This is a genomic window from Butyricimonas sp. BSD2780061689_150309_C8 (genome assembly GCF_015560935.1).
GTDB classification, from domain to species: Bacteria; Bacteroidota; Bacteroidia; order Bacteroidales; family Marinifilaceae; genus Butyricimonas; species Butyricimonas paravirosa.
On sequence record NZ_JADMSV010000020.1, the window covers coordinates 11298 to 34790 of the forward strand.

At 39.5% G+C, this 23493-nt stretch carries 15 protein-coding genes and 1 pseudogene; 14 read left to right on the top strand and 2 right to left on the bottom strand.

Annotation, left to right across the window (positions count from 1 at the left end; genetic code table 11):
- Positions 1-148 precede the first annotated feature (148 nt).
- The 8 genes from I2I33_RS14280 (at position 149) to I2I33_RS14315 (ending at position 12374) form a co-directional block, all read left to right on the top strand.
- The gene (locus tag I2I33_RS14280; protein WP_087419382.1) at positions 149-3532 is read left to right on the top strand and encodes a SusC/RagA family TonB-linked outer membrane protein; all 3384 of its coding nucleotides are present in this window, start codon (positions 149-151) and stop codon (positions 3530-3532) included.
- A gap of 26 nt (positions 3533-3558) precedes the next feature.
- The gene (locus I2I33_RS14285; protein WP_158571997.1) at positions 3559-5010 is read left to right on the top strand and encodes a RagB/SusD family nutrient uptake outer membrane protein; all 1452 of its coding nucleotides are present in this window, start codon (positions 3559-3561) and stop codon (positions 5008-5010) included.
- Between the two features lie 17 nt (positions 5011-5027).
- Positions 5028-5759: a DUF4843 domain-containing protein gene (locus I2I33_RS14290; RefSeq protein ID WP_087419384.1), complete on the top strand. Its 732-nt coding sequence runs from the start codon at positions 5028-5030 to the stop codon at positions 5757-5759.
- A gap of 52 nt (positions 5760-5811) precedes the next feature.
- Positions 5812-7359 carry a PKD-like family lipoprotein gene (locus I2I33_RS14295; RefSeq protein WP_087419385.1) on the top strand — a complete coding sequence of 516 codons (1548 nt, stop codon included), beginning with the start codon at positions 5812-5814 and terminating at the stop codon, positions 7357-7359.
- Positions 7360-7409: 50 nt separating this feature from the next.
- Positions 7410-9293 (top strand): thioredoxin family protein, encoded by a 1884-nt coding sequence (locus tag I2I33_RS14300; protein ID WP_162613685.1) that lies wholly within the window; start codon positions 7410-7412, stop codon positions 9291-9293.
- A gap of 33 nt (positions 9294-9326) precedes the next feature.
- Positions 9327-10505, top strand: coding sequence for a TlpA disulfide reductase family protein (locus I2I33_RS14305; RefSeq protein WP_158571999.1), 1179 nt, complete (start codon positions 9327-9329; stop codon positions 10503-10505).
- 113 nt (positions 10506-10618) lie between these two features.
- Complete coding sequence (locus I2I33_RS14310; RefSeq protein ID WP_140402530.1) at positions 10619-11113, top strand: SRPBCC family protein; 495 nt, start codon at positions 10619-10621, stop codon at positions 11111-11113.
- Between the two features lie 37 nt (positions 11114-11150).
- Positions 11151-12374 carry a thioredoxin family protein gene (locus tag I2I33_RS14315; protein WP_087419389.1) on the top strand — a complete coding sequence of 408 codons (1224 nt, stop codon included), beginning with the start codon at positions 11151-11153 and terminating at the stop codon, positions 12372-12374.
- 50 nt (positions 12375-12424) lie between these two features.
- On the opposite strand, the gene I2I33_RS14320 is transcribed toward I2I33_RS14315, so the two are convergent.
- Positions 12425-13858 (bottom strand): carbon starvation protein A, encoded by a 1434-nt coding sequence (locus I2I33_RS14320; RefSeq protein WP_087419390.1) that lies wholly within the window; start codon positions 13856-13858, stop codon positions 12425-12427.
- A 748-nt stretch (positions 13859-14606) separates the two neighbouring features.
- Here I2I33_RS14320 and I2I33_RS14325 point away from each other — a divergent pair.
- Positions 14607-15569, top strand: a complete 963-nt coding sequence (locus I2I33_RS14325) for a hypothetical protein (RefSeq protein WP_087419391.1) — start codon at positions 14607-14609, stop codon at positions 15567-15569.
- Positions 15570-15656: 87 nt separating this feature from the next.
- Positions 15657-16379 carry an MBL fold metallo-hydrolase gene (locus I2I33_RS14330; RefSeq protein ID WP_087419392.1) on the top strand — a complete coding sequence of 241 codons (723 nt, stop codon included), beginning with the start codon at positions 15657-15659 and terminating at the stop codon, positions 16377-16379.
- A gap of 57 nt (positions 16380-16436) precedes the next feature.
- Here I2I33_RS14330 and I2I33_RS14335 read toward each other — a convergent pair whose 3' ends face one another.
- Positions 16437-17474 (bottom strand): linear amide C-N hydrolase, encoded by a 1038-nt coding sequence (locus I2I33_RS14335; protein ID WP_087419393.1) that lies wholly within the window; start codon positions 17472-17474, stop codon positions 16437-16439.
- Positions 17475-17591: 117 nt separating this feature from the next.
- On the opposite strand from I2I33_RS14335, the pseudogene I2I33_RS14340 reads away from it, so the two are divergent.
- The 4 genes and pseudogenes from I2I33_RS14340 to I2I33_RS14355 all read left to right on the top strand — a co-directional run bounded on the left by I2I33_RS14340 (position 17592) and on the right by I2I33_RS14355 (position 23477).
- Positions 17592-17864 (top strand): annotated as a pseudogene (locus I2I33_RS14340) (zinc ribbon domain-containing protein).
- Between the two features lie 270 nt (positions 17865-18134).
- A complete protein-coding gene (locus I2I33_RS14345) occupies positions 18135-18716 on the top strand; it encodes an RNA polymerase sigma-70 factor (protein ID WP_087419394.1) in 582 nt (193 codons plus the stop codon).
- A 76-nt stretch (positions 18717-18792) separates the two neighbouring features.
- The gene (locus I2I33_RS14350; RefSeq protein WP_087419395.1) at positions 18793-19935 is read left to right on the top strand and encodes a FecR family protein; all 1143 of its coding nucleotides are present in this window, start codon (positions 18793-18795) and stop codon (positions 19933-19935) included.
- A gap of 86 nt (positions 19936-20021) precedes the next feature.
- Positions 20022-23477: a SusC/RagA family TonB-linked outer membrane protein gene (locus I2I33_RS14355; protein WP_158572000.1), complete on the top strand. Its 3456-nt coding sequence runs from the start codon at positions 20022-20024 to the stop codon at positions 23475-23477.
- Positions 23478-23493 lie beyond the last annotated feature (16 nt).

The window sequence follows — 23493 nt, forward strand, 5'->3', positions numbered from 1 at the left end:
AATGCCTGATAACAGACAAATGTAAAATCAATACAAAGTTATGGAAAATAATTAGAACAAGAAAAAAAAGGGAACTCATTTCTACCGCAAATAGAATTGAGACTAAGGATAGATAACAGACGAATGTAAAATCAAACAAATTATTTTTATGAAAAAACATCATGAGAGTTTGCGGGGTTTTCCCCGTTGGCTGTGCCGGCTACTATTATTTGTGAATGTTGTGCTGGTGACGGTATCGTTTTCATTTGCTCAACAGAACACGAATCGGGTTACGATTGACATGAAGAATGCTTCTTTATCAGAGGTGTTTAACGAGATTAAACGACAGACGAATTTGAGTTTCATGTTTAGTAACGACGATTTGAAGAATGTTCCGAGAAAGGATGTCCAGATTAAAAATGTCACGGTAGATGAGGCAATGAAGAAATGCTTGGAAGGGACAGGCTTGGAATACGAGCTGACGAATAACGTGGTTGTTATTCGTAAAGCTGCTGCAAAAATTGAAAAAGCACAACAAGTAACATTAACTGGTACTGTGCGAGATAAAGATGGCCAGACTTTACCGGGAGTGTCCGTTGTAATTAAAGGAACTTCTTTAGGAGGGGCAACAGATATTGATGGAAAATATCGATTCACGGTTCCTTTGGCGAAGGATATGGTATTGGTATTTTCTTTCGTGGGGATGGAGACCAAGGAGGTGGTATATAATGGAGAATCGACTTTGGATGTGACCTTGGATCCTGATGTAACAGAAATGGCCGAGGTTGTCGTGACAGGTATTTTTACCCGTAAAGCGGATAGCTATACCGGTGCCGTGACGACGATTAAAAAGGAGGATTTGCAAAAGGTTGGTAACCAGAACGTGTTGCAATCACTGAAAAATATCGATCCTTCTTTCCAAGTATTGGAGAATAATGAATTCGGTTCTGATCCGAATAAGGTTCCGGATATTCAGATGCGTGGAGCGTCTAATTTTTCAGATATGAAAGATAAATACCAGACAAACCCGAATCAACCGCTTTTCATTGTTGACGGATTCGAGCAGTCGATAGAGAAAGTAATGGATATGGATATGAACCGGGTGGCTTCGATCACCTTATTGAAAGATGCAACAGCCAAGGCTCTTTATGGTTCTAAAGGTGCTAACGGGGTTGTCGTGATCGAGACTGTGACCCCGGAAGCCGGAAAAATGAGAGTTTCTTATTCGGGCAATCTTAGTATTCAGGCTCCAGATTTAGGGAGTTATGATTTGGCAAATGCGGCAGAAAAACTAGAGATCGAGAAAAGAGCAGGTGTTTACACGGATAAATCGGGACGTCCCAATGTGCAACAACAATATGATGAGAAATATAACGAGTATTACAAAGAAATCTTGCGGGGAGTGGATACATATTGGTTGAAAAAACCTTTACGTGTGGGAGTGGGACACAAACACTCGTTGAATTTTGAAGGAGGAGATGACATTATCCGGTATAGTATTGATTTTTCGTATAATAAAGTCGCCGGGGTAATGAAGGGGTCTGATCGTGAAGTGATTTCTGGTGGTTTTAATTTTCAATATCGTTACGGTAAATTCCTTTTTAGAGATCAATTGTCTGTCACTTTTAATAAGGCTGACGAGTCTCCTTATGGGGCATTCTCCGAGTATGCAAAATTGAATCCTTACTGGAGAGCTTACAATGATGATGGTAGTATTAGGGAGGTTATGGGAGATTACCAGATCGCAAATATGCAGGGAAGTCATCCTATATATAATCCGATGGTAAATGCTTCATTAAACACGAAAACCTCGACATCTTATACTGATGTCACGAATAATTTTTATGCAGAGTGGGATGCTTTCGAAGGAATGAAGGTAAAAGGACGTTTCGGGTTAGTTAGCAGCAAAAATGATAGTGAGGTGTTTTTACCGCGTGATCATACGTCTTTCCGGGATATATCGCCTGATAGCGAGGATTATTTTAATAGAGGGAAGTACACGAAAGGTAATGGCACGCGTTTAGATTATAATGTGGATCTTTCTGCGAATTATTCAAAATTGTTTGGTAAGCATTTGTTATTTGCTAATGCCCAGTGGAGTATAAGTCAAAAAAAGAGTGAGATGGTATACTTCCAAGCTCAAGGATTTGCTAATAACAAGATGGATTATATCACGAATGCGAAAGAGTATGTTTCCGGTAGTCCTTATGGAGATGAATCAGTCGTGAGGGAGACTAGTGTTTTGGCCTCTGTTAACTATTCTTATGATGACCGCTATTTATTAGATGCAACTTATCGGGCGAATGCTTCTTCTCTATTTGGTGCAGACAAACGTTGGGGAAGTTTCTGGTCTGCAGGTATTGGTTGGAATATTCATAAAGAAAGGTTCTTCGAAGGAGTCAGTTTTTTGGAGAAATTGAGATTAAGAGCTTCAACGGGGTATTCCGGTTCGCAGAACTTTAATTCTTATCAAGCGATAGCCACTTATAAGTATTATAACGAGAGCTATGATAATATTATGGGATCGTACTTGATTAGTCTGGCGAATCCGGAATTACAATGGCAAAAGACTCAGGATAATAATTTTGGTATAGAGTTTTCGGTGTTGAATATGTTGGATGTTACTTTTGACTATTACATAAAGAACACGGAAAATTTGTTGACTCCTGTTTCACTTCCTCCTTCAGCTGGTTTTGATAGTTATATGGAGAATTTAGGCGAGACGCAAAATCGAGGTATCGAGGCAAAAGTTAATCTGCGTGCGATAAGAGATACGAAGCGTGAAATGTATTTAAGCGTGTTTGGCTCCCTTATGCATAATAAGAACAAAATAACCAAGATTTCAGATGCATTGAATACATTAAATAATACTCGGGATGAGGAGAAGATAGAGAGTAATATACCGGATCACGAAAATGGAAAGGGTGTGACCAAGCCTTCAACCCGTTATGCGGAAGGGCAATCTATGAATGCAATATGGGCGGTGAGATCATTGGGAATAGATCCAATGAATGGTGATGAAATCTTTTTATCAGCGGACGGTAAGATGGTTTATAAATGGGATCCGAAAGATCAAGTGGTTGTCGGTGATGATTTACCCAAGGTTTCCGGAACTTTCGGTTTTAATTTTGAATATAAAGGCTTTTCTGTAAACACGTCGTTTTATTACAGATTGGGTGGACAATATTATAACCAGACTTTGGTAAATAAAGTGGAGAATGCCGATATACAATATAATGTGGATCGTAGAATGTACACGGATCGTTGGACAACTCCGGGAGTTGCGGCTAAATATAAAGCCTTTAATAGTAGTGAACCCTTTACCCGACCGACATCTCGTTTTGTTCAAGATTTAAATGAATTGCAGATGACATCGTTAAATATAGGATATGATTTCCGCAATTGCGGTTTCATGAAGGGGGGAGCAATTGAACGGTTAAAATTGCAATTCTATGCGAATGATTTGTTCAGATTATCAACGGTGAAAACGGAACGAGGTACTGAGTATCCGTATGCTAGAACGTATTCATTTACTTTACAGGCAACGTTTTAGATTTTTGAATGATAAAAAAGGAAATTATGAAGAATATAGTACATAGAATAAAGTTATCCGTTTGGGTTCTTCTGGTTTTGTTTGTTACAACTTCCTGTGAGAGCTGGTTAGATGTGAAACCTAAGACGGAAGAAGAAGCTGAACGTATGTTTAGTACAGAAGAAGGATTTAAGTCTGCTTTGGCAGGTACTTATATTTCTCTGAGTCAGCCCGAGTTGTACGGTAGAGAGTTAACCTTCGGAATGGTAGGTGTTTTAGGACAAGAATGGGAAAAGGGAGGAACCTTGGATCAAACCAGCTCGGCATATTCTTTTTTCTTGCGATATAGATATGATGAGACGGTGTCAAAAGCAATTGTGGAGAAAGTGTGGGGAGAAATGTATAAGACGATTGCTAATGTGAATACATTGATTGAGTACACGGATAAAAAACGGGATGTGTTGAAAGGGAATAATTATGAAATTATTCGCGGAGAGGCTTTGGCTTTAAGAGCTTTTATTCATTTTGATCTTTTACGGTTATATGCGGAAGCTGATTTTTCTGAGGCTGCAGAGGTTTCAATCCCTTATGTGAAAGAAGCTAAACCAGCGATTGCTCCACAATATACTCCGGCAGACGTGGTGGAATTAATTCTGGGAGATGTAAAAGATGCTCTTGATTTATTGGAGAAAGATCCCATTTATACGGGGCAGGATGTCTCTGGTGAGGATAACGGTTATTTAGCCAATCGGAATTTCCACTTGAATTATTATGCTGTGCAAGGTTTGAAAGCCAGGGTATTAGCTTATGCAAAACAAATGGATAAAGCGGCAGAGGCAGCTTTGATCGTGATTGGTGCGCAGGAAAGTAAAAATATTTTTCCTTGGGTGAAAAAGAATGATATAAATCCTAGTGATGTAACATTGAAAGATCGTACTTTTTCTACCGAGCATCTTTTTGCCTTGAATACGATCAAATTGGACGAAAATATCAAAGGATATTTTAAAGAGACGACGTCACCGATGCTTCCTCGGCAGGCAATCACGGGTGGTTCGAATTATTTGTATGATGTGGCTGATTATCGTTTGAAGTGGTTTGATAATGAGAATGGGTTGGTAAATGTGTTTTCAAAATTCTGGCAAAGCGATAAGAAAACGGTTGATGGGGTTGTTTTACCGAAGAGGGATAGAATGCCAGTGATTCGGATTTCAGAGATGTATTATATCGTGGCAGAGTCGATGAAGATGTCTGATCCTCAAGGAGCATTGGATAAATTGAATTTGGTGCGTAAAATGCGTGGATTGACAGAGCCTCTTACTGACTTGAATCCTGATGCGATTCAACAGGAAATACAGAAAGAGTACGAGAGGGAATTTTTAGGAGAAGGACAGTTATTTTTCTACCATAAGAGACAGGGAACGAAGAATATCGCAACTGCAAATGCTGTTTATAAACTCCCGATGCCTGATCTGGAGATCGATCTTGGAGAACGTGAATAATTTTAAATTTGTTGATTATGAGAAATATATTTAAAATATGGTTACTTGCGGGATTGGTGTCATTCTTTATGATATCATGTAGCGAAGATAAGATTGAAACTTATTCCGGTCCAGATGCGGTCAACATGTGGATTGGTACGACGAGAGATAGTGCCGAGATGTCCTTTTTGGCACTGGAACCAACATTGACCGAATATGACTTTAACGTGGAACTTCGAATTCAATCCGTATTAAGGAATGAAGATCGAGATGTGAAAATTAACTTGGGTGAATTGACAACGGCTGTTGCCGGAGAAAATTTCGAAGTCGCTGAAAATGTTACTATTCCCGCTGGGGAGACTTCCGTTATAGTACCGGTGAAAGTTTATAAAAAAGGGTTGGCCGATATTGAAGGAGGATTGGTTGTTGAGCTTGTTATTGGAACATCCGATGATTTCATTCCGGGGGTCTATGGGAAAATGAAACTTTCTTTTGCCGGTGATTTCCCCAAAAATTGGTATGCAAGTACGACTTCAGATGTAGGAGCAATACCTTATTTCTGGGGTAAATGTACGAAAAATAAATACCAATTCGTTTTTGAACATTTAGGTACTATTGATTTGAAAGATTATGCGGGATGGAATTATACTCCGATTATAGCAATGCAGAATGAGTTGAATGCTAAATTAGAAAAATATGCTGCAGATCATGACGGGGAATGGTTACCGGATGACGATGGAAGTAAAATGTGGTTCTCTGCTGGTACCTGATATTTAAGTCTATTGGAGTATTGGTATATTGATGAATTAAAATTTAGAGTTTATGAAAAATAAGATAAGACATTTATTATTTCTTTCGGTAATACTATTTTCTGTTGCTTCATGTATTGATGATAAAGGAAATTATGATTATACGGAAATTGAAGATGCAATAGTTGAGATACCGGAAGTAAAAGAGAATGGAGGTAAGATTAGTCGTGATCGCTATGACGAATTAAGTTTAAATCCTGAGATACAGTATCAAGCCGGTTCTTCTGCGGATGACTATAATTTTGAATGGGGTTTGTACACTCAACAACCACAAAAAGATGATGATGATGCTTATATTCCGAAGAAAATTATTGGAGATAAACCGCAATTGTCGTACAAGCTAATTGATGAGCCGGATAAATATTATGTAGTTTTGAAGGTGACGCATAAAGAAATGGGCTCGTGTACAGATTATAAATTTGAATTGAATGTTAATTCTATGGCTGGGTGGCTTATTTATGACGAAGCCGCTAGTGGAGATGGAGATTTTCAGATTATTCGTGATCGTGAAATTGTTCCGGACTTGTCTTCGATTCAGACAGGTATTGTTCGGAATTATTTTGCTACGGCTAATGGAGGAAAGAAATTACGGGATGGAAAGTTCTTGGGAAGAAGGAATATGAACAATCAATATGATCATTTATATCTTTTCAAAGAGGACGGGATGTACAAAATGAAAGCTGGAACTTATGAAGTTATTACTGAAGATTATTCTACTTTGTTTTCCACTCAACCAGCGAAAAATGCTCCGATGGCTCTTTATTATCCTAGCCCGATGTATGGACAAGTCGAAGTATTCGTGAATAATAATGAGATGTATACGATCAGATGGAATATGCTGGGACAGGAGGATAAATACACTACACCTATAGGAGCTTGGGGGACTGCTTATAAAGTTAATCCGTTTATAGCTCCGGTTCCTGTGACAGGCAATACTGTTCGTGCTGTTTTGTATAATGATATTAGTAATGCTAGAGGTCAGTTTATTACTATAAATAGTAGTGGCGCTGCTGGTTTTCCGATGACTCCAGAAGGGAAATTTAATACTGGAGCGATTAATACTAATGAGACCATGAAACTTAAATTGGAGTATTTGGGACAAGGTCGAGATGGTATTACTTGTGCATTATTTAAAGATGAATTAAATGCTGGGAAGCTTTCGCTTTATACTGCAGATCTTCGGGATGTTTCTAAGCCTTTAGCATTGGAGATTTACGATTTAAGTGATTTACAAAATATTGATGATGCAAAATACTTTACTTTCGGAACTCGGGGTGATGTATTGTTTTATGCGACAACTTCTAAGGTTTATAGTTACGTGTTCAACGGGGCTGTAACTGAATTGCTTTCAACATCAGGAGAGGAGATTGTTTCCATGAAATTGTACACGCATTCAGCCAATGAAGATTACAGTGGGCGTATGTTGTTCGTGGCAACTTATGATGGGGCGGCCGGAAAAGTGTACAAAATTAAATTCAATGAGTTGAACGGACAGTTGGATGGAGAGGTTGAGGAATATACCGGCTTCGGGAGAATTATTGATATGATGAATAAAGAATAAAAATATCCCCCTCGTGAATGTATGAGGGGGAACTTCTAAAATGGTTATCAATGAAAATAAATAAATTATCTAGGATCATAGGTTTTGCTTGTTTATTGCTGGTGTTGACTGTATCGGTGAACGCCCAAAAGTATAAATCAGTGTTTAAAAACCTGACTTGGGAACAGGCGGCAGAGCTGGCGCAGAAAGAAGGAAAGATCGTGTTGGTGGACGCTATGCGAAAAGCGAGAACCCCGGAGGATCAGAAAAAACAAGATGCTGCAGAGCGAAAATTGTTCTCTATTCCGGAAATTATGAATTTTTGTGATCAGCACGTGATTGCTATTCATATTGATATGGGGTCTGAGGCAGGTCAAGCATTTGCTCCTAAACTAATGATGAATATGTACCCGACATATGGTTTCTTTATGCCTAATGGGGATATTCTTGGGGTGGTAAGTCCTTATCTTTTGGCTCAAAAACCGAAAAAGTTCGTGGAAGTTGGAAATAAGGCTTTGAAAGACGCAGAGGTGAAAAGAAATAACAACCGTTCGATTCAATTTGAAGAGATCAGTTTGAAGGATGCGATGGCGAAAGCGAAGAAAGAAAATCGCTTGATTTTTATTGATGCTTATACGGATTATTGCCAGCCCTGTATGTTGATGGTAAAAAATGTATTCTCGTTGAATAACGTGGCTGATTTCTATAACCAGAATTTTATAAACTTGAAAATGCATTTCGGAAAGGAGAAAGAACTTGCGGAAAAATATGGCACGAGTGGTTATCCGGCATTCCTGTTTATTAATGGTGACGGGAAATTGGTCTATATGGAGAGCGGATACACGGAAGGAGATGAGTTTATTGGTTATGGGAAAATGGCTTTAGAGAAGGCCAAAGGAATTGAATTTATCGAAGGGGACTGGAATCGGGCATTGGAGCAAGCGCGACAAGAGAATAAACTTATTTTCATGGATTGTTATACTTCTTGGTGCGGACCTTGTAAACAACTGGCGAAAACCGTGTTTACTGATCCGGATGCGGCCAACTTTTTCAACGAGCATTTCGTGAACCTGAAAATGGATATGGAAAAAGGGGAAGGGATAAATTTAAAAGATCGTTTTGAAGTGAAAGCATATCCTACATTACTTTTTATTAACGGGCAGGGGGAAGTTGTACATTGCCTTGTTGGGGCGCCAGGATTGAAGGAATTGATGGAACAAGCTCAGCTCGCTTTTGATGGGAAAGGGTTAGCCTATGCGGATGATGAATACCAAAAGGGTAACCGGGAACCGGAATTGATTCAAGCATATCTTACTTATTTAGGAAATGCCTCCTTAGATAAAGAGGCAGAGAGAGTAAGTTTGGATTACTTTGCCACGTTAGACAAGAATAATTTAAAGGAGAGAAAGTATTGGGATATATTTGCCAAGTATGTGAATGATGTTGATTCAGATTTGTTTCAATACGTGTATGAACATCGGGATGAATTTTATTCTATTTACGGAGAACAAGATGTAAAACGGAAAATTCAAAATGTGTGGGGTAGTGGTGCTAACCAGTTTGTGCATAAAGAAGGAGATCAGATGGTGTTGGACAAAAAAGGTTTTAAACGTTACGTAAAACGCATGGAAAAAGCAAAAGTGGATGGCAGGGAGGATATTGCTTCTGGTGCGGAAATGATGAATGCGGAGAAGATTGGCGATTGGAAGACTTATATCGCTTTAGGTACAGAGCGTATCAAGCAAAATAAAGTTTCCGATCTGCTACTTTATAATTGGGGATTACGGGTAAATAAGCAATGTAAAGATAAGGAGTTAAGATTATTGGCGGCTAAGTGGTTTGATGAGGCGGCAGCTAGAGCTGCTAAAAATGAGGCAGAAGGAAAAAGTAATATGATGTCTTACCGGACATATTTTGAAAAACTGGCAAAAGATTTGAAGGCTGATGTGCAGTAAACGAAGGGATTTTAATGGACTAAAATGATATTTATGAGAAAGATTTTAAGATTATTGTTATTCACTTGTATGATGGTTAGTACAAGTAGTGTTTTCGCCCAGAAAACGATCACAATCAAAGGGAAAGTGAAATTCCCTTATAACCGGTTCAACATGGAAATTATTGAACGGCAAGGATTCGACAAGACAATTATCGATTCGTGCAAGGTAAAAGATGATGGGACATACGAATTCAAAATGAAGGTGGATAAACCGGGTGTTTACACGTTGGACTGTCAAAAGTGGCAATCTGTACAATTCTGGGCAGAGGACGAGGATTTGGAGATTAATTTCAGGGGAGAGGACACGGCTAAGATAAAAATAAAGAACCCGCCTTACGTGTATATTAAAGGTGGACCGAACAATGAGTTAATGAATTTAATGAATTGGGATGGATACCGGGGGTATCAATTAATGATTGGTATTTCTCAAGGCGTGTATCGTATTCCAGGGATTGATGATCAGGCAAAACAAGAAGTTTCCGGTAAATTTTATGATATGTTGGGAAATGAATCGAGAGCGCGAGCTAAATTTTTAGCAGAAAATTATGCTGATCGGAATAGTGTGTTGGCAATATTACCGGCTTTGAGAGGAGAAGAAAACGAGGAATTAGTAAAACAGGTTCTATCTCGTCTGGAAAGTAAGAATCCGAATTATGCTCCCTTGTTGAAATACAAGGCAGAAATGGCTGAGGCGAAAGCTCAAAAAGAACGTTTGGCCGAGGGGAAAGTTGCCCCGGAATTTTCATTCCCTACCCCTGATGGAAAGAAAAAGTTAGGACCTCAGGATTTTAAAGGAAAGATTCTTGTACTTGATTTTTGGGCTTCTTGGTGCGGACCTTGCCGGGCTGAAATTCCTCACTTGAAGGAGGCTTATAAAGAGTATAGCAACAAGGGTGTGGCATTCTTTAGTGTTTCGATTGATAAAGATGATGCCGCTTGGAGAAAAGCCATGAAGGAAGAGAATATGCCTTGGGCGCAAGCGCAGGCTCCGAAGGCTGGAAAAGACGTGATGAAACAATACCAGTTCTCGGGAATCCCTTATATTTTGGTTTTGGACAAGGAGGGGAAAATCGTGGCAAAGAATTTGCGGGGAAAGGCATTGACGGATAAGCTAGAGGAATTGCTTAGTGGTAAAAAGAAGAGCGTGGCGATGCCCGCGATGGGGATGTAGTAAAAAAGGGGCAGGGGGATGGCGTGTAAGGTCGGGAGTAAATGCTTCTTCTTATCACACAGTTCTTTGCATGCATCTCCCTACTTCTTTTAGAATATATAATGGTAAAGGAAATGAGAATATTACTTTGTTTTGTATTGATGTGTTGCATGTCCGGATTGGCTTCGGCACAAATGACTGCAGCGAAGAAAATACCGCCTGCTATCGAGAAAAAGATCGTGTTGAAAGCATCTGCTCAAAAAGTGTGGGATTACATCTCGGAACCGGCAAGTTACAAGAAGTTTTCGGGCGTGAAGGAATTTACTTGCGAGGAGAAGGCTTTGAATGCTAAAATCGAGTTGACCGGGAAAGATGGCAAAAAAAGGAGTCAATATATCAGCGTGATTGATTATGATATCTTCAAGATTTGTTATTTTGTTACCCGATCGGATTACGCGGGCGATAAACAGTGGGTTTATGCTTTTGAAGTTCATCCCAAAGGAGACAAAAAATGTGAGGTCGTGTTGTCTGTTTACAATGGGTTTGACGAACTTTCGCCAGAATTCAAGAAAGGAATGACCGAAGAGTTCGACACTATTATTGCCAGTTTGCAGAAAAAATTTAAATAGTGATATTACGAGAGGATGTTCAATTAAAGTTTATGTAATGAAGAAATTATTTGTATTAATCGTTTTGATGGCCGGGATTGTTTGGGGCGCAGAGGCTCAAAGCAAGGGGATTACTTTCGAACAGACGAAAGAATGGAAGAAAGTTTTGAAAAAGGCTAAGAAAGAGAAGAAGTTGATATTTATCGATTGTTACACTTCTTGGTGCGGGCCTTGTAAGATGTTATCCTCACAGGTGTTTACCCGTGAGGACGTGGGGAATCAGTTTAATGCGGATTTCGTGAACGTGAAGTATGATATGGAAAAGGATGCGGATGGCGTGATGTTGAAAGATAAATTTGAAGTGAAGGCTTTCCCAACTTTGGTTTTTGTGGACCCGAATACGCAGCAGGTGGTTCATAAGATGGTTGGGGCCGGTTCCGCCGAATGGTTAATGGAAGGTGGAAAGGTGGCAAAAGATCCACAAAACAATTTGAGTGGATTGACGAAGCGATACGAGGCTGGGGAGCGGAGTACGGATCTGTTAAGTCGTTATTTGAATGCTCTATCCTCTGCTTATATGCAGGAAAAACAAGGGGCTGTTGCCGCTGAATATTTGAACGCCTTGTCGGATGACGAGATTGTAACCAAGGATAATTGGGAGTTGATCAAAAAGAACGTGAGCGATCCGTTATCAAAGCCTATACGTCAAGTGATTGCAAATATCGGGCGTTTCTATGAAGTAGCCGGTAAAGAAGTGGTAGATTATAAATTGGAAAATTCGATTAAGGGAGCCGTGGCTGAAATCACGTATTGGCGTCCGGGAAACGGGGAGTTTAACGAGGCTAGAAATGCCGAGTTGATTAAATTACTTCAGTCTTTGGATTATGCTTTTATCCCGGGAGCTTTGGCTAGTTTATACACCGCCGAGTATGTTCGGAAAGGTGATTATAAAGGAATGTTGAATAGTATGCGTGAGGCATTCAAGTACAACGTGTTCAGGAATGGTGAAGAGCAAATGTATTTCCAAAATAATATTGAGGCGTTAACCGGTTGTGATGACAAGACTCTCGTGCAGGAGGGAATCAATTGGATCGATGCCAGATGTGCCCAGACAAAAGATTATTTTGCCAAAGCTAATTTGATGAATTCTAAAGCTCGCTTGTTAACCAAAAACGGGGATACGCTTGGAGCGGATAAGGCGAAAATGGAAGAAGAGAAATATAATGCAGAGGGAGAGAAAAGAAGTGGGGGAAAAGCAGTTAGAGCTATTCGAATGAATTAATAATGTTTTCTTTGTGTGATGAAGGCCGCCCGAGCGTGGGCGGCCTTTTTTTATTTATTCCTAGTAATTTTCGTGAAAAACAGAACGAAAAGACCGATTCCCACGATCGCTCCTATCGGGTAGCTGATAGAAGGGGAAAGATACAAACCACCCACTTTATAAGGGGCTATCAGGAAATAGGTCGTACATACGATACTTAAAAATGTGGCAGGGATAGACATCATCCAATGAGCTTTTCCTTTTTTAGCCAAATAGGTGGCTGCGGTCCATAGCGTGATGGTTGCTAACACTTGGTTCCCGATACCCACGTATTTCCATATCGTGGAGAAATCCACGTTACAAAGTAGATAGGCGATGATGAATATCGGGATAGAAACGATAAGACGATTCTTGATCGGTTTCTGGTTGAATTTTAAAGCGTCAGCAATGATCAATCGCATACTACGGAATGCCGTGTCTCCGGATGTAATCGGGCAAACAACAACCCCGATAATAGCGATAATCGCGCCAAAACGTCCTAACCACGAATTGCAGATTGCATCCACGATAATAGCGGGTGTTTTTCCTGCCGTGGCAGCGGCATTCAGGCCTTCCGCACCCCCAAAGTATGCCATGGCAGCGGTAGCCCAGATCATGGCCACGATTCCTTCTGAAATCATGGCTCCGTAAAAGATGGGGCGTCCGTATTTTTCATCTGTCATACAACGTGCCATCATGGGGGATTGCGTGGCATGGAACCCGGAAATGGCACCGCAGGAGATCACGATAAATAACATCGGGAAAAGAATATTGTTTGTCGGGTCTGCGTGCATATTTTTCATCGTGTCGAAGGTTAATTCTTCAAGATAAAGTTTCCCGGAAAATCCCCCGTAAAGTAGATAACTGCCCACGGCCACGGCCATGAATATTAAGGCCAATCCCATGAACGGGTAGATTTTACCGATAATTTTATCAATGGGAAGTAACGTGGCTAGAATATAGTAGGCAAAGATAACATATAGCCAGGGTGTCATACTCATGTTTGTCAGGTTACCGAGTAAATCTGCCGGTCCGTTCACGAAAGAGACTCCCACGGCCAGTAATAAAAATCCCGTGAAAAACGTCATGAATTTACGCACATTGTTCCCGAGGTATTTCCCGACAATATCAGGTAGACTTGTTCCGTCGTGGCGGATAGAAAGCATACCGGAAAAATAATCGTGAGTCGCTCCCATGAAAATACAGCCGATCACGATCCATACGTAAGCCATCGGACCGTAAGCCGCTCCTAGTATAGCCCCGAAAATAGGTCCTAGGCCAGCGATGTTTAAGAACTGGATAACGAAAATACGCCAAGGTTTAAGCTCGTGGTAATCCACCCCGTCTGCCAGGCGTTTCACCGGAGTCGCAATTGTGGATGAGGCTCCGAAAAATCGTTCAACAAATTTACCGTAGGTAAAATAAGCGACGATTAATAGACCGATAGAGATAATAAATGTTAGCATTTGCTTGGAATTTTTGCATGATCACAAAGTTATAAAAAATGTAGTATATTATAATTCCTGAAAATGAAAAAAGAAATGGCGATCAGTCAGGCTGTGTGTAGGTGTTGAGGTTGCTCTGGAGCTGATCGCCCGGCCAGGGACACGATATTGGTATAATCCGTTTTACAGGAAAAATAGGAACAGATTCCCTGTCTGACATTCCGGATTATTTCTGGATGTGGAATTGGATGTGGCCGTAGATGATATAACAAATCATTGTTATGTAAATTAATGTGTTTTTCATTAGACGTTTGTTTGTAACAAAATTAGATAGAGGATTGTGAATTCAGATAGAAATTCGGGTTGATTTTTATCTGTAACGTTTCTAAATAGATATGGTCGGGATGTTTTTGTATCTAATTTTGAAAATATTGAATTCTATGGGTTTGCGTTAATTCAATTTTTGAAACAAAATGCGATGAGAGCTTTGTTAAGTGAAAAAACGTCTTGTTTTTGTAAAATTACTTTGAAGGTTATTTTGTATAAAATCATTTTTTTTATTTCTAGGGAGAGAAAATGTATTTGCATTTATTTAGAAAAAAATATATCTTAGTCGGGGCAATAAGAAAACATTTCTATACGTTTTCGTCCGAAATGTCTATCCAGAGAGGAGTGTATACTAATCGGCAAAAATCCTGAACGTTTTTTGATAACATGGTGGAGATTTGATTGCTTTACGATTATAATGATGATTAAAGAGCGACATGAAATGAAACAGGAAGTTTTACATGATAATTTATTGAAAGCAATCCGGGAGAAACTCCCTTATGAAGAAAATCTAGCAAGTGTATTGGGGAATTTGTTGTGTATCGGTAAAGAGGCTATTTATCGACGTTTGCGAGGGGATGTCCCGTTTACCTTGTTGGAGACAGCCCAAATTTCTAAAGAGATGAATATCTCGATTGACGGAATATTGGAGTCGGTTTCGCCTAAAAGTCGGCCTTTCCAGTTGAAATTGACAGAATTTATCAATCCGTTGGAAATAGATCTTGACATGATGGATAATTTTGTAGATGTTTTCCGTTCGATAGAACCGAACACGTATTCGGAGGCAGCTTCGTCTACCAATATTCTCCCACAGGCACTCTATTTAAAATATAAATACCTAACCCGGTTTTATTTGTTCAAGTGGAAAGCACAACATGATGGTCTGGATTCCGTGCAGCCGTTACATGAGATTGTTATTCCGGAGCGTATGGTACAGATTCAAAGAAATTTTATCACGGAAACCCAGAGGGTAAAAGATTCCTGTTTTATCTTTGATAACATGATCTTCATGTATTTAATCAATGACATTAAATATTTTTCGAGCGTGAACTTGATTTCTGATAATGATGTGCATGAGCTAAAAGAGGAATTGTATCGTCTTTTGGATTACACGGAACGGCTTGCAGCCCGGGGAAAATTTGATAATGGGCACAGGATAAATTTCTACATATCCAATATTAATTTTGACACGACCTACTCGTATATTTTAACTCAGAAATGTAAACTTTCATTGATCAAAGCTTTTACCCTGAATTCCGTGGCCTCTTTAGATGACAAGACGTTTGATAGCGTGAAGAATTGGATTTCGTCGTTGAAACGTTTTTCTACTTTAATATCGGAAAGTGGTGATTTGCAGCGTATTCATTTCTTTCGAAAACAACGAGAATTGGTTTCGACGTTATAAATTATTGGCAAATAATTCATAACTTTGGGTGTAGATCTGAAGTAAGTTTACGATCTGGTGATTGTTACCATTAAAATTGAAGTTATCATGAAAACGACAGTAGTGATATTATTGATTACGCTAGGTATGTTAACTAAGACTGGAAAGTTCGAGACGGATTTTTTCAAAACGAAAGACGGGAAGGAGTTGAGAATTACTTTTATCAAGCATGGTAGCTTGATGTTTGAGTACGATGGTAAGATCATGTATGTTGATCCGGTTTCTGATTATGCTGATTATAGTAAATTACCTAAAGCAGATGTTATCTTGATTACCCACGAACATGGCGATCATTTGGATTCGAAAGCCATTTCGGCGGTAGAGAAAGAAGGGACGCTCCTGATCACGAATGCCTCTTCCCGGGAGAAATTGGGCAAAGGGCAAGTCATGAAAAACGGGGATCGTCTCAAACCTGGTTTTTGGTTTGAATTGGATGCGGTTCCGGCCTATAACACGACTCCGGGAAGGGAAATTTATCACCCGAAAGACCGGGATAACGGATATGTATTGACGTTCGGGGGAACAAAAGTATATGTGGCAGGAGATACTGAAGATATTCCGGAAATGCAAAATTTGAAAGATATTGATATTGCCTTTTTACCCGTGAATCAGCCTTACACGATGACCCTTCTCCAAGCGGATCGTGCGGCACGAGTGATAAAACCTAAAGTCCTTTACCCTTATCATTACGGGGAGACGAACGTGGAAGAATTGAAATCTTCTTTGAAAGATATTCCGGGAATTGAGGTACGAATCCGGCAACTGCAATGATAAAGTATAAAATCCATGAAGTTCTCAAACCTCATGGACTTAATCAAATCATTCCTTTTATATCACTTCGAACAAGAATTTGAACGAGGGACTGTTTACCATGTCCTTGGCCGCATTCCCCGCGTAAGTTTCTCCGTTTGCAAGGTTTAATTTCTTGACAGATGCACCTTCTGAAAAGTCTAGGTCTTTCATGTTAATCCAGAATACATTGGGAGTCATCGTGGATTCGAAGAAATATACTTTATTCTTTTGGTCGGCGACCGTTCTCCATCGGGTGGAAGAGATATTAGGCTGTGCCGGGGTAGAAATCCCAAGAGGAACCGATACATTGCGTATAACGCTAAAAACTCCGGCTACTGCTTCTCGTTGATTGTCTGTTTGCGGGATAACATTAATGTAAAATGATGCCCTGACAAAACGGTCTGCAGCCCGGTTGGTTCCCGGTAACATTACCAGGCCACCGATTTGTTGCCAGTAATTATTTAGCGTGATTTGTTGTTCGTAAGAAGGAGAGTTTGTCATGACTTGATATTCTTTCCCTTCGTGTATGATGAGTTTTCCCTTGATGTATTCAAATATGGCGCTATTCCCTGATGCGTCAGAAATGGCCAAGTGTAAAGTTGATTTCGCCCCGTTCGGCATATCCGGTGCGTCTATCCGGAATGTCTCTTTGCTTAGCTCCTTTACGGCCTCATCCACGGTTGCAAAATTGTCAAGCACGTACTGGGTCCAGATGCTGATTCCCATGACCGGACGAGTGTCGTTTGGACGGTAATAATCGGATTCTGTCAGGTATAGGAGATTGGCCACCAAACCTTTTTCATTCATCCCGTCAGAAGTACCGATGTCGTATCCCGCCGTGATGACACTTCCGTATTTGGATTTCCAATGAATCGTGTTCCCCTTGTCCGCCCCCGCTCTCTCGATTCCTCTGGGGAACACGTAAATATTGGATTTTAAATCTTCTTTCCAGTCCATGGTTCGACCTGTTACAACCATCCCGTTTTTACCGAGATATACCACACGGGTACAAGCTTGAGTGTATGTTGTCAGCATTCCTGCTACCAATAATGTTGTAATAAATAATGTTTTCATTTCTATCCTTTTTAATCTTTATATTGAACGAATAGTAGGCGTAATAAGTTCCCCAAAAGATATACAAGATGATAAAATTCATATATTTGCCATAATTTAAAACCTAAAACCTAGATTATGGGAAACAAATTTTGTCAGAGTTGCGGGATGCCGATGACGGCAGACGAACAATTTGGTCGTAACGTGGATGGTTCCCGAAATGAAGAGTATTGTTCTTACTGCTATCGTGACGGGGCTTTTACTGAAGATTGCACGATGAACTAGATGATTGACCACTGTCTGCAATTTCTCGACGAATTCAATAAAGACATGGAGCATCCTTACACGAAAGAAGAGGCTCGTGCCGAGATGCAACAATTCTTTCCAATGCTGAAACGTTGGAAAAGTTGATCGTTTTATAGTCAAAGTTGGATAGGTATAATTAGTTATCATTCTATTCTGGATGGAGTGGTAATCTTATTATTGTATCGGGCTAAAGATTCTAAGAATAAATTTTATATTTGTATCATTAAATGAACGTTTAATAATAGCCTATTTTAGCTACGGCGTTCACTTATGTAGGAATTTGTGCAAATTATAAATAACTAGTTGCCAAAAATTTGAATAATATTCGTTTTTGCGATTTTATTCGAGAGTTTTTTATTATTAAACGTTCATTTTATGACATCAAAAGTTCCAATAAATCAAGATCGTTTAATAAATGGGGATGAGAAAGAATTTAAGTCCTTGTTTGATTTGTTGTATGTTGGAATGGTGCAGCAAGCGACGTTTTATACAAATGATTTTGCTGTCGCGGAGGATGTTGTGCAGGAAGTTTTTGTTCGTTTGTGGGAAAAACGGGGGGAGTTGAAAAGTGTTCAAAATCTTGAGGGATATTTGTTGTTATCCGTAAAAAATCGTTGTTTAAATTATCTGGAACATCAACAAGTGGTGGATAAATATAAACAATATTATTTGTTGCAGGAAATACAAGATGATGATGAAGATCCAGAACAATTCATAGAAGATGTAGGTAAATTGTTGGATAAGTTACCGGAAAAACGTAAAATGGTATTGGAACTATGCGTGATAGAATCTAAATCCTACGCTGAAATTGCAGATCTATTAGGAATCTCTTTGAATACGGTAAAAGATCATGTGAAGAAAGCCTACGCTTTCCTGCGAGAAGAATTGCGCAAAGAAGTTTCTTATCCGATATTATTTTTTGCCCTTTATTTCAAGGGGAAAAGTGCATCTGAATAAATAATCTTTAATTTTTTTATTTTTTGAGCCACTCGATTTATTTCTTTTCCTGTCTTTAGAATGTAATACAGGAAAAATGGAAAAGGAGTTAGAAGAAATAATCATGAAACAGCTTGCTTCCGAAATATTATCGGAGGATGAAAAAGTATGTTTTGAAGAATGGTATAAAAATCCTTCTCACCAAGAGTATTTCCGGAAGTTATTAAAGATTCGTTCAGGAGTGATGGCGTATTCCGTGAAAAACAGAATTGATCGTGAAAAAACTTGGAAAAAGATTCGTCCGGTTCGAAAAATTTCCCGGACACGTCAAGTGTTGAAGTATGCGGCAATCATGTTGTTGCCTTTGTGTGTTGGACTTCTTTTGTTTACTTGGGAACAGGAAAAGGGACAAGTTGTTTATGTTGAACCGACGGTTAAGCCGGGAGGAAAACTTGCCGTGTTGACATTATCTACCGGGGAACAAGTCGAGCTCGCTGGGCGTGTTGCCGCTATGAGTGAACAAGGTGCGGAGATTTCGAATTCTACGGATAATGAGTTAATATATAAACAAGTTGGAGATGTGGCACCTGTTGAGGAAGTTTATAACACGATCTCGATCCCGCGAGGTGGAGAATATAAACTTGTCTTGGCCGATGGAACAACGGTTTGGTTGAATTCGGATAGTGATATCCGTTTTCCGGTTACATTCTCCGGGGATAAACGTCAGGTCGAACTACGGGGAGAGGCTTATTTCGAGGTGGCAAAGAACGTCGAAAAACCTTTTATTGTGAAAATAAATGACTATGATATTCGGGTGACAGGAACACAATTTAATGTACGGAATTATCCTGGTGAGCGTGTGACTACGACCTTGGTCGAGGGAAGTGTACAACTGGAGCGGGGAAAGGACGTTCAGAAAATGTATCCCGGACAACAGGCTCTGCTCGTTGATGGTCAATTGGTCATGAAAGAAGTAGATGTGACGGATGTCATCGGTTGGCGGGAAGGTACATTTAGTTTTAAAGAGGTTCGTTTGGAAGATATTATCAACGAATTGGCGCGTTGGTATGATTTCGACGTGTACTACCAGAACGTGGAAGTGAAAAATTATCATTTCACAGCATGGTTCCGTCGTAACGTTTCTATCGAAGAAGTAATCGAAGTATTGGAGAAAACGAAAAAAATCAAGATGAAACTGGATGGAAAAACATTAATCGTGCAGAAAAAATCAATACAATAAAAAAGGCCGGAATATGTTGGCGCATATTCCGGAGTAATTTAAAATTCCCTTGGCGGGGAATCATGTTTAATCACAGCAACAAAGTTATGAAAAAAACAATTCAAAAATTGAACCGAATCATGATTAAAATGAAGTTGGCGTGTCTGGTCGTTCTGTTAACGTGTTCGGGGCTAAGTGCGAAAGTTTGGTCTCAGCAGGAACGAATCAATCTGAAATTTGAGCAAGTGACCTTTGTTCAATTATTCGATTTGATCCAGCAAAAAACAAATTTAAAGTTCGTGTTTAATCACGAAGATGTGCAGGGTTTTCAGGCAAATAAGCAGAATTTCACGGGTAAAACCGTAAGTGAAATTTTGGATGTTGTTTTTAAAGGAAAGCCTTTCGCTTATGAAATCTTGGCAGACCATATCGTGGTTTCCCGTGTGGCTCAGGAGAAGAAACACACGGTTAAGGGAAATGTTGTCGACGAGACGGGTTTACCCTTACCGGGGGTATCCGTAATCATCAAAGGAACCACGGTGGGGGTGGCTACTGATGCTGATGGTAATTTTCAATTGGAGATTGCTAAATTAGAGGGCGTTATTTTACAATTTAGTATGGTTGGGATGAAAACCCAAGATGTAAAGATTGCTCCCAATCGTTTGTCCTACAATGTCGTTATGCAAATGGATGCACAAGAATTGGAAGACGTGGTATGTACGGGGTACCAAACCTTGAATAAGATTAATACTACGGGTTCGTTTTCGTCCATTCGTCCGGAGACTATTGAATTGAGAGGTAGTATCGGCTTGGATCGTCTATTGGAAGGAGCCGTTCCCGGGTTAACGGTATATAATAATGATATTCGTATTCGTGGTGGTAGTTCTATTAATGCAGGAACCAAACCATTGTATATTGTGGATGGTTTCGAAGTCGATGAATTACCGGATAACATGAATCTGGTCGAACGTATTTCTATTTTGAAAGATGCGGCAGCTGCGGCAATTTGGGGAGCCCGGGCTGCTAACGGTGTAATCGTAATCGAAACTAAGAAAGGAAAAAAAGGGGAGATGCGTGTCTCTTATTCCGGTAATTTTAAAGTGGAAAGTAAGTACGATTTTGACGATTTACGTCGGGCTGATAGTAAGACCGTTGTAGATTATGAACTAGAATCGTTTGATAAAGGTTTGATAGGGGGATACATTTATGAAGATGCTACTTCTGGTTATTCTCCGGCTTATTCTGCGATTTTTGATTATGAGAACCAAAGTATTACTCGTGATCAGTTAATGACGAGATTAGATTCTTTAGGCAATATATCTAATAAGAATCAGATCAAGGATAAATTATTACGGAATGCGTTCACGCAACAACATAATCTTTCTATATCTGGTGGTAGCGAAAAATTGACATATTTCCTTTCTACAAGTTATCGTGGTCAACATAGCGGGTATAAAGGAGATGATTCGCAGTCTATCAACGTTATGATGAAGAATAGTTATGAGTTACATCCTCGTTTGACTTTACGGGCGGATGTGAATGTAACTTATGACAGGCAGGAAGATGGATATGACGTAGGAAGCTATATTCAGCAAATGTTACCCTATCAATTGATTTGTGATCCAGAAACGGGTGAGCGTTTGGAGGATATCTCTGTTTTTAATGATGCTACAAACAAAAAAATGTTAGAAAAGGGTTATTTGAATAGTAGTTTTAACATATTAGATGAGATTGATTTGATGAATAGTCGGACAAACCAGATTAATGTGAGAACGAAGGTTGGTTTGGACTTTACTATCTTGGAAGGATTAAAGGCTTCTGTCGATTATCAGTACGAGCGAACAAATGGAGAGACTAAAAATATTCAGAGTCAAGATTCATATGATGTTAGGACAGGTATAATTAACCCCTTAACGATGGAGGAGAATGGAGAATTGGTTTATTATTTACCGAAAGGAGATGTGCTGGATATGACAGAGACAAATGGAACCACGCATTCTCTTAAAATTGGAGCTTCTTTAAATCGAGTATTTGGTAAGGAGGGGGAACATTACGTGAATGCAGTTGCTGGTTTTGATTTGAGAAAGCATACCAATCAGACAAATACATCCCGCAAGTTAGGGTATAATGATGCTTTACAAAGTTGGCAAACTTTTGATCAAGTTGCCTTGGCAAGTTGGCATATTTGGTGGAATGGTGATTATCAGAGCTATGATGCTGCTAATTATGATAGCTTTAAGTTTAATGATACTCGAGAAGTATCTTATTATGGTTCATTGATCTACACGTATGATAGACGTTACTCTTTGAGTGGAACTTTCCGTATAGATGAATCCAATCTATTCGGTGCGGATAAAAAATATCGTAGAAATCCTTTGTGGTCTGTAGGTGTTAGTTGGAATATTCAAGAGGAGGATTTCTTCCATTCAAATGTAATTAACCGCTTGACCCCTCGTATTACTTATGGGTTGACAGGAAATTTTGATAGAAGTGGTTCTTCCACTCCATTATTAGTAGGAAGTAGAGGTTTTTCGAATACGACTAAAGAATATTATGTACGAGTTTCGACTCCACCCAATGATAAATTAAGATGGGAGCGTACTCAGACGTTAAACTTCGCCTTAGAAGGAGAATTATTTAACCGGTTGAATTTCACGTTTGAATACTATCAAAAACGTAGTTTTGATTTGTTAGGAAATGCGTTAATGGATCCTACGTTAGGATTTGATGAACTTCTTGTAAATGCTGCTAATATGCGCAATCGAGGGGTAGAAATTAATTTGAATGCAGATGTTATTCGTACGAAAGACTTTACTTGGAACATGGATTTCGTTTTCGGGTATAATAAAAATAAGATCACGAAAAATAATATCTCGGATGGTGCCCCGGAAATCAATCGCCCGACGGGTGTACTCGGATTTGTCGAAGGATATGCCCGTGAGGCAATATGGAGTTATCGTTGGGCAGGATTGGATGACACGGGAGATCCTCAGACATATGATGCAGAGGGGAATAAAACAAAAGAAGCGGTTTTAGAATCATTGGTATGTAGCGGGACTTATTTGCCAAAATATAACGGTAGTCTTTCTGCAAATTTTAAATATCGGAATTTCACATTGATGTTCTCATTTATTTATAATTTCGGTCATGTTTTCCGGATGGAATACCCGGAAATGAATCCGCTGGAAACAACCGATTTAAGTTCTCTCGTGGCGAAACGTTGGCAAAAGCCTGGTGATGAAGCCACCACGGATATTCCGGCGATGTTAACTTGGGAACATTATCTGGATGGACGTGACCGTTTGGCTCGTTATTCTTCAAATAGTATCCGTAAAGGTGATTTTATTCGTTTGCGGGAAATTTTATTTAATTATGATTTACCGAAAAACTGGCTGAAGAAGACTCCGTTTGCTCGGGCTAGTTTCACGGCGCAAGCGAACACTCTCTGGATGTGGACAAAAAACAAAGAGGACATTGATCCTGAGTTCGTTGATCCGGCACATGGAACGCTTCAGTTGAGTGAACCGGCTTCATTTACCTTTGGATTAAGATTAGATTTCTAACGGATAAAATACAGGA

Coding starts and splice junctions, on each gene's coding strand:
- I2I33_RS14285 (WP_158571997.1), top strand. CDS start 3,559: ATGAAGAATATAGTACATAGAATAAAGTTATCCGTTTGGGTTCTTCTG.
- I2I33_RS14325 (WP_087419391.1), top strand. CDS start 14,607: ATGAAACAGGAAGTTTTACATGATAATTTATTGAAAGCAATCCGGGAG.
- I2I33_RS14295 (WP_087419385.1), top strand. CDS start 5,812: ATGAAAAATAAGATAAGACATTTATTATTTCTTTCGGTAATACTATTT.
- I2I33_RS14280 (WP_087419382.1), top strand. CDS start 149: ATGAAAAAACATCATGAGAGTTTGCGGGGTTTTCCCCGTTGGCTGTGC.
- I2I33_RS14310 (WP_140402530.1), top strand. CDS start 10,619: ATGAGAATATTACTTTGTTTTGTATTGATGTGTTGCATGTCCGGATTG.
- I2I33_RS14350 (WP_087419395.1), top strand. CDS start 18,793: ATGGAAAAGGAGTTAGAAGAAATAATCATGAAACAGCTTGCTTCCGAA.
- I2I33_RS14305 (WP_158571999.1), top strand. CDS start 9,327: ATGAGAAAGATTTTAAGATTATTGTTATTCACTTGTATGATGGTTAGT.
- I2I33_RS14290 (WP_087419384.1), top strand. CDS start 5,028: ATGAGAAATATATTTAAAATATGGTTACTTGCGGGATTGGTGTCATTC.
- I2I33_RS14300 (WP_162613685.1), top strand. CDS start 7,410: ATGAAAATAAATAAATTATCTAGGATCATAGGTTTTGCTTGTTTATTG.
- I2I33_RS14320 (WP_087419390.1), bottom strand. CDS start 13,858: ATGCTAACATTTATTATCTCTATCGGTCTATTAATCGTCGCTTATTTT.
- I2I33_RS14315 (WP_087419389.1), top strand. CDS start 11,151: ATGAAGAAATTATTTGTATTAATCGTTTTGATGGCCGGGATTGTTTGG.
- I2I33_RS14355 (WP_158572000.1), top strand. CDS start 20,022: ATGAAAAAAACAATTCAAAAATTGAACCGAATCATGATTAAAATGAAG.
- I2I33_RS14345 (WP_087419394.1), top strand. CDS start 18,135: ATGACATCAAAAGTTCCAATAAATCAAGATCGTTTAATAAATGGGGAT.
- I2I33_RS14330 (WP_087419392.1), top strand. CDS start 15,657: ATGAAAACGACAGTAGTGATATTATTGATTACGCTAGGTATGTTAACT.
- I2I33_RS14335 (WP_087419393.1), bottom strand. CDS start 17,474: ATGAAAACATTATTTATTACAACATTATTGGTAGCAGGAATGCTGACA.